The organism is Rhizobium azibense, assembly GCF_004342325.1.
Lineage (GTDB): Bacteria > Pseudomonadota > Alphaproteobacteria > Rhizobiales > Rhizobiaceae > Rhizobium > Rhizobium etli_B.
This window is the reverse complement of sequence record NZ_SMBJ01000032.1, coordinates 1-7129: the sequence shown is the minus strand read 5'-3', so window position 1 is coordinate 7129 and position 7129 is coordinate 1. Positions and strand designations below refer to the sequence as shown.

At 55.3% G+C, this 7129-nt stretch carries 6 protein-coding genes; 3 read left to right on the top strand and 3 right to left on the bottom strand.

Features of this window, described 5'->3' with window-relative positions; translation table 11 throughout:
• Positions 1–141 precede the first annotated feature (141 nt).
• The 3 genes from EV130_RS32160 (at position 142) to EV130_RS32150 (ending at position 2798) form a co-directional block, all read left to right on the top strand.
• The gene (locus EV130_RS32160; RefSeq protein WP_132554564.1) at positions 142–1020 is read left to right on the top strand and encodes an exosortase/archaeosortase family protein; all 879 of its coding nucleotides are present in this window, start codon (positions 142–144) and stop codon (positions 1018–1020) included.
• Positions 998–1528, top strand: a complete 531-nt coding sequence (locus tag EV130_RS32155; RefSeq protein ID WP_132554562.1) for a hypothetical protein — start codon at positions 998–1000, stop codon at positions 1526–1528. Before EV130_RS32160 ends, EV130_RS32155 begins: the two co-directional genes overlap by 23 nt.
• 100 nt (positions 1529–1628) lie before the next feature.
• Positions 1629–2798, top strand: a complete 1170-nt coding sequence (locus EV130_RS32150; RefSeq protein ID WP_132554560.1) for a glycosyltransferase — start codon at positions 1629–1631, stop codon at positions 2796–2798.
• A 4-nt stretch (positions 2799–2802) separates the two neighbouring features.
• Here EV130_RS32150 and murJ read toward each other — a convergent pair whose 3' ends face one another.
• The 3 genes from murJ to EV130_RS32135 form a co-directional block, all read right to left on the bottom strand.
• A complete protein-coding gene (murJ, locus tag EV130_RS32145) occupies positions 2803–4314 on the bottom strand; it encodes a murein biosynthesis integral membrane protein MurJ (RefSeq protein WP_165918607.1) in 1512 nt (503 codons plus the stop codon).
• The gene (locus tag EV130_RS32140; protein WP_132662572.1) at positions 4311–5468 is read right to left on the bottom strand and encodes a glycosyltransferase family 4 protein; all 1158 of its coding nucleotides are present in this window, start codon (positions 5466–5468) and stop codon (positions 4311–4313) included. Before EV130_RS32140 ends, murJ begins: the two co-directional genes overlap by 4 nt.
• A 191-nt stretch (positions 5469–5659) precedes the next feature.
• Entirely contained in the window at positions 5660–6814 is a 1155-nt protein-coding gene (locus tag EV130_RS32135; RefSeq protein WP_132554554.1) for a glycosyltransferase family 4 protein, read from the bottom strand.
• Positions 6815–7129 lie beyond the last annotated feature (315 nt).

The window sequence follows — 7129 nt, the reverse complement described above, 5'->3', positions numbered from 1 at the left end:
GCAGAGGCTGTCATATTAACGTTGAAGAGTGATATTAGTGAACAAGTCTATTTTTCGGTAGAAAGCGCAAGCTTAATCCAGTATTGAACACCGGGTTCCGCAATCGATCAAACTCTTGAATTCGCGCAATAGGCTCCAGCAATGGTCGATAATTTCCGTGTCATCGATGGCATTCCAGTGCCGGCCGCCGATCGCGATATTACACTGGTTCTGGGCCTGTCCCGGCCGCAGATGCTCACGCTCATTTTTGCGTTGCTCTCTTCGAATGCGCTGCTTTCGAAGATCGCTACAGGCATAGCCCGGGATGGATGGATTTATTCGCTGATCAATACCTTCGAGGTCAGCGCCATCGTCTGGGGCGGGCTGATGCTCGGCATCCGCTACGCTTGGCGGGTGGAGCCCGGTCCGATCAGTCCACTGGACAAGGTTGTCGCGGGCGCCGCTGTGCTGGTGTGTCTCTTGCCGCTTAGTCCGATTACCTGGCCGTTGATGAGCATTGTCGCGCTTTATTTCCTCGCCACGGCGCCCTCGTCTCTTTCGGCCCAGTCCCACGCCGGCTGGATCTTCCTTGCTGTGACCGTGCCGATGTTCTGGAGCAAACAGCTCTTTAGTGTGTTTTCTAATTTCTTCCTTGCAATCGACGCATCGCTGGTGGCCAGTATCACTGGCACGGAGAGGAGCTCCAACATCGTGGCGATGCCCGGCGGCGAGGGTTACCTGCAGATCGCTGCACCCTGTTCGTCCATGGCCAACGTCTCGCTTGCGCTTTTGTGCTGGGTCTTGTTCACGCAACTCAACAACAGCAGGTGGCGGCCGCGCAACATGATGTGGTGCGCATTCGCATGCCTGTCGGTCATGACGATCAACGTCTTCAGAATTACGCTCATCGGCTATTTTCCCCAACACTTCGACCTCCTGCATGGACCCATCGGAACATCAGTCGTGTCCTGGATCTGCCTGATCGTTGTGGTGCTCGTTTGCAATTATGGAGTCCGGAATGGCCGCAGTTCGGCGCTTTAGTTTGCTTCTGGCAATCGGGCTGATTGCCACGCTGTCGATCAAAACGTTTGTCGCCGCATCTGTTCTGAGGCCCACAAACGAAGATATCGCTTCCGCCGCTGGATCCACACTTGCCGGTCAGGGCTATCAGGTCGCCGGCTTGAGCAGCTTTTCGGGACGTGTCGCACTGCTTGCGGGACAAGAGAGCTGCATCATGTATTTCGTGCCGGTTTCCGAACAAGGCTGGCACCAGGAGACCGTACGGAAGGGACTTGTTGACGAGCAGAAACTTTGGTTTCTGTTCCGTGGAAAACTCTATGCGGACGATCAACCCCGCTGGCCGCCGCTGTTGGGCTTCTATGCGAGCCTCGCACTTGCCTATACGGGCCTGGGTCCAGGTTTCGAGCCCGTTTACGCTGTAGTCGCCTCACGTGAATGCGACATGGCCAAAGTCGATTGGCAGGCCTTCAAAGCGCTCCCCTATCGAAAAGAATCGCTCTTCACATTGGGAGAGGCTGAAGATTTCTGACAATTCACCTATCCGACCGTACGCACACGACAGCGATCTTCAGATTGCTGGAAGCATTCGTGCGACGTCTGGAGAAACTGGATCTATGAGGGACTAAGCCGTGGACATCATACTTGTTTCGACTGCAGACTGGGATAACCCCTATTGGACCAACAAGCAGCATATGGCCGTTCAGTTCGCGGCTCTGGGCCATCGCGTATTCTATGTTGAATCGCAGGGTCTGCGCGCGCCGACGGCCACTGCGAAGGATCTCAAGCGCATCTGGAAGCGTTTAAAACGGGGACTGCGTTCGCCGAAAAACGTCTATGACAACATCTGGGTCTGGTCGCCTCTGAACATTCCGATGCACGGCAACCCGCTCATCCGGCGCCTCAACAAGCTCTTACTCCAGTCCGGAATTCGCCTATGGTGCACCCTCAAGGGCATCAGGCCGCAGGTCCTCTGGACCTACTCTCCGATGACCACCGAGTTCTACGATCTCGATCGATTCAAGCTGTGTGTGTATCACGCCGTTGACGACGTCAAGACGCAGCCAGGTGTGCCCCGGGAGGCGATCGAAAAGGCGGAAAGCGTCCTGTCACGGGAGGCCGATCTTATTTTCGTCACTGCTCCGAACCTCTACAATCTCCACAAGCCACTTAACAAAGAGACCCACTATTTCTCGAATGTTGCCGACTACAGGCACTTCAATCAGGCCCTTCGTGAGGATCTTGATATTCCCGAAGATATCGCGCTTATCCCGGGTCCGCGGATCGGCTTCGTCGGTGCGATATCGAGCTACAAGCTCGATTTCGAAATGATCAAGACGATCGCGGAGCGGCGGCCCCAATGGTCCTTCGTGTTCGTCGGCGAAATCGGCGAGGGTGATCCGCTCGACGATTCCAGTGCGCTAGAGGGCGTCAAGAACCTGCATTTCCTCGGTGGGAAAAGCTATACATCGCTGCCTGCTTACCTCAAGGCCATGGACGTCGTGCTGCTTCCAAACAAGATCAATGAGTATACCCGCTCGATGTTTCCAATGAAATTTTTCGAGTATCTTTCGTCCGGCAGGCCGGTGGTATCAACCGAACTGCCGGCTCTTTCCGAGTACACGTCGGTTGCAGCCTTCTGCAAAACGACCGACGAATTCGAAGGGGCCATTGACGCTGCTCTTCAAGGCAACGTCGCAGATCTAGAGGAGCGCCTGGCGATCGCGAGAGAGCAAACCTATGAGATCCGCACGCAAAAGATGATGGCGCATGTCGATGCCGCTCTCGCGGGATCTGTCTAATAGATCAGGCAAAGCGGCGCAGCACCGGCAGCTTTGTCATCAATGGTCCTGCCGCGTCACGGACCGGCCCCCTGATGAGAACGAGCGGCAGCCAGATCATGGCTGCAATGAAAAACGATGCAATGAGCTGGAACGGGAAGCCGATCAATCTGACGGCGATCACGGTCAAGAGGGCTTGCGCGATGACACCAACTGAAACAGCTGCGATGAGTTTTCGCAGCTCGAAGGCAAAGCCAAGCCTGACAAGGCACAGGACAAAGATCACGAAGCCATAGCCGGCCGCACCCAGACCGATCGTCTGGGGGCCGAGGTATGGCCAAAGTCCGAGGTTGATCGCCATGTTGATGGCCGCAGCGATCACCGTAATGATCAGGGACTCGATGTTGCGCAACTGCGCATTAAGCACCTTGATAAGATAATAGGATGTCAGGCTGAAGCCGAGCCCGGCGGCCATCAGCGCGAGGACGGCGGACGTGGACGCGATTGCCGTTTCATCGAATCGGCCACGTGCAAAGATTAGCGTCACGATAGGCTCGGCATTGAGAGCGATCAGGACGGAAGCCGGAAAAGACAAGATCATCAAAAGTCCTGCAGTCCGTCGCGAAAAGGCTCTTGCCTCTTCGCCGGCCATGCCACCATGCGTCGCCATTGTGACGATGCCGAGGGGAACAGCAAGGAGCTGGGTTCCGGTATCGACGATGGTCTTGGCGTAGTCGACGCTTGGAATAATGTGTGTGCCAAGCCAGGATGACACGATGCGCTCTACGACCAGATTGCTTTGACCGATAAGGGGAAGCCCAAGAAGCGGGACCATGTTTCCAAGAAACCGTGCGGAAATCTTGCCGGCTTCACGCCAGATGCCCCGGCTTTGGGGGGTGAGCTTGTCAAGGCCCCGGATCTCGAAGACGGTGCGTAGAAAAAACAGGATGTGGCTTATGACCAGCGTTGTTGCGAGCCAATGGTCCGCCTTCAGATAAACGGCCATCGCCGCGCCAGCCACCGAGCCGATATTCAGGATCATCGGCCGCCACGCAATGGCGCCATATTTTCCGTAGGCGGCCTCCAGGTAGCTCAGCATACCGCTCAATACGTAGAACGGTGTCGAAAGGGCCATCACTTTTAGCAGGTTGGACGCAATGTCCTTGGCGACGGCGTTCGCGCCCGGTGCAAGGACGTGAGCGAATTCATAGGAGTAATAGTAAATCGCGACTGTCACGATAAAGGAAAAGATCAGGCCATAGAGACCGGCGATCAGAACTAGAAGGCGCGCTGCATCCTGACTTTCGGATTGCAGCCTCCTGTAGAGGGGCAGAAGACCCGCGCTCAGGCTATCGCCGATAAAACCATGCGTCGGGAGAAGATAGCCGGTTTGCGCAATGCGGTAGGCGGCGGCAACATCACCAGTCCCAAACCAGGCCGCAAACAGTCCTTCGCGCAGTATGCCCAGAAACTTGGATGAGAGATTTCCAAGCAGCAGGGAGACATACCCGTGTTTCAACCAGCCAAACAGCTTCACATCGCACCAGCTGAGATATTGGAGAAGAGACGCAAATATTCGTTTGCGGAGAATTCAAGCGTATACTGTTCCTTCAAAGCGGAAGTGCGGCATTCCCGCGGACCATTCGCAAAGATGCAGCGCGCGACGTTGGCGCTATCGTCCGGTTCTACCCCGATAGCGCCGAAGTCCGGATGATTTATGCTATTGGATACGATCGCAGGCAAGCCGTTTGCGAGGGCCTCCAGAACGTTCATCGGAAGCCCTTCGACACGTTTTGTCGTGAACAGGAAGAGATCGGCGGCGCTCAGGTAACCCGGGAGATCTTCACGTGGAATTCGGCCAGTCATTGTCACACGGGCACTGAGGTTGTTGTCAGCAACAAAGCGCTCGAGAGACGTTTTTTCGGGACCGTCGCCGACTATCAGCATTTTCAGCTTCCCGTCCGTCTGCGCCGCAATCTGGAATGCGCGGAGACCTTCGAGCACGCCTTTCTGATAATGAAGTCTCGATGACCAGACAACGACCTTGTCATTATCTCCGTATCCGAGCTCTCTTCTGATCCTGAGGCGCTGGGCGCCGTCGAAAGCGAACTGTTCTTCGCTGACGCCGTTAGTTATTATACGCTTCGGGACATAGTCCCCGAATACTGTCGACATTGGCGCCCTAGAAGCCTCCTCGAACACCGCCGGCCCCACAAACGTCAGGACGTCAAACATGCGATAGCGAAAATCGCGTAGCAACCATCCAAGGTTCCGGATTGATGTGAGCCACGGCACGAGCCTCCGTTGCCTGAGCTTAGAGAGGAATTCGCCCCAGGCGGTTCCGTGCAACTGCGCGACGAAAGCAGCCTTGGAACCCCGTCGCGAGAGCGCAAAGGCACCAGCGCTGACGCTCAGCACAACATCAGTATCTTTCGCCAGGTTCTCCCGAAAGAAGCGGCGTGAAAGGATCCACCATTTGATTGAGTACTTGCCGCTGGAGCAGGGGAGGCAGGCGAGTTGTACACCGCTGATGGACGTGGAGGCGTCCGTTCGACCTATGGACGTTGTCAGTACAGTAATGTCCTGACCCAGCCGGGCAAACTCCTTGGCGAGGTCCCAAAGTACGACCTCCATTCCCCCGAGACGATGGAGGGGGGTGCTTCTGGTGACGATTACGATCTTACGCCGCATGAAAAAGTCACTTTCTGATCTGACGCAATGATGGCTCCAACATCCTTGTCCGCTCTTCGACCGATTGAGTTCGCCGGTACGCTCCCGCAATGACGAAGTCCAGGAGATCGCGGCGAGGCTACGGAGCAGCGGAGTGAAACGAGATGCGCAATGCAAACGCCGAGCTCGCCTCAACGCCGGCCGTTTGAAAATCAGGCGGCTTGCTCCGCCCGGACTGAACGAAGCCTGACCGACGGCAGGCTATCGCGTGTGGTTGCTGCGTCCACGAGCTCTCGGATCTTCCGCCTGAACACCTCTGAACTGAAGGACTTCACATGATTTTCGAAGTCTCCTGGAGTCCCGGCTACACCGTCTTGTTCGAAACGGTCAACGGCGTCGACGATCGCCTCGGCGGTCTGCTCTTGGAAGAACAAGCCCGTCTCGCCGTCGACGACCGTTTCGAGCGCGCCACCGCGTCCGTAGGCAATGACGGGCGTACCGCAGGCCTGCGCTTCGAGCGGCATGATTCCAAAATCTTCCTCTGCGGCAAAGATGAAAGCTCTGGCACGCGTCAGATGATCGATGAGGACGTCGTCAGGTTGGTATCCCAGGACGGTGACATTAGAACCTGCCTTAGCCTTGACATTCGCCATGTCGGGACCGTCACCGATGACCACAAGCTTTCTGTCAGGGGTACGAGAGAAGGCCTCGACGACAAGCGGAATGCGCTTGTACGGCACCAGACGTGATGCAACGAGATAGAAGTCATCCTTCTCCGTCTTGATTTCAAACCGTTCCAGCTTCACCGGCGGATTAACGACCGTCGCCGTCACGCCATAGATCTTCTTGATTCTGCGGGCAATGAATTGCGAGTTTGCGATCCAATGGTCTACGCCGTTTGCCGTTCGGGCGTCCCAGATGCGAAAGCGGTGGAGCAGCCACCGCGCAAGGATGCCCTTGAAGCCTTTGTTCAGGCCACTTTCGCGCAGATACTGATGCTGCATGTCCCATGCATATCGCGCAGGACTGTGGACATAGGAAACGTGAACCTGATTGGGTCCTGTGATGATGCCCTTTGCAACGGCATAGGAGGAGCTGATGACGAGGTCATAGGACGAAAAGTCAAACTGTTCGATCGCCAGAGGCATGAAAAAGAGATAGTTGCGATAGAGGCGCCCAGAGAAGGGTAGCTTTTGAACGAAAGTTGTTTTGGGCACTTTCCCATTCAGGAAGCGCCGCTTTTCTTCAGGAAGATGAAAGACAGTTGAATAGAGATCGGCTTCCGGGAACAGCGTAAGCAGTTCGTGCAGAACTTTTTCTGCCCCGCCGTCAACAACAAGCCAGTCATGGACTATTGCAACTTTCATCTTGAACCTCTGTTCTTGAAAACTCGACGACGGTGTACTGTTCAACAGCAACTCAATCAATCCACTTGATTCATAATTGGTTAACTTCATTTTCTTCATTTATAACGTGTATTTCGCCCGCTCTAAACGATATATTGCGTCGCACCATGAGATGAGCGTAAGTTTTTTTCGGATCGTGTCAATAAAGCCGCGCTCGCGAATAATTGAACCTAAATACAGTATAAATTTCACGGCACATCGGCGCAGTTTAACAATACGCTGGACGTACACCGCAGGCCTGCCTGACGATTGTGACAGTCGGTTTTGGATGGCCGG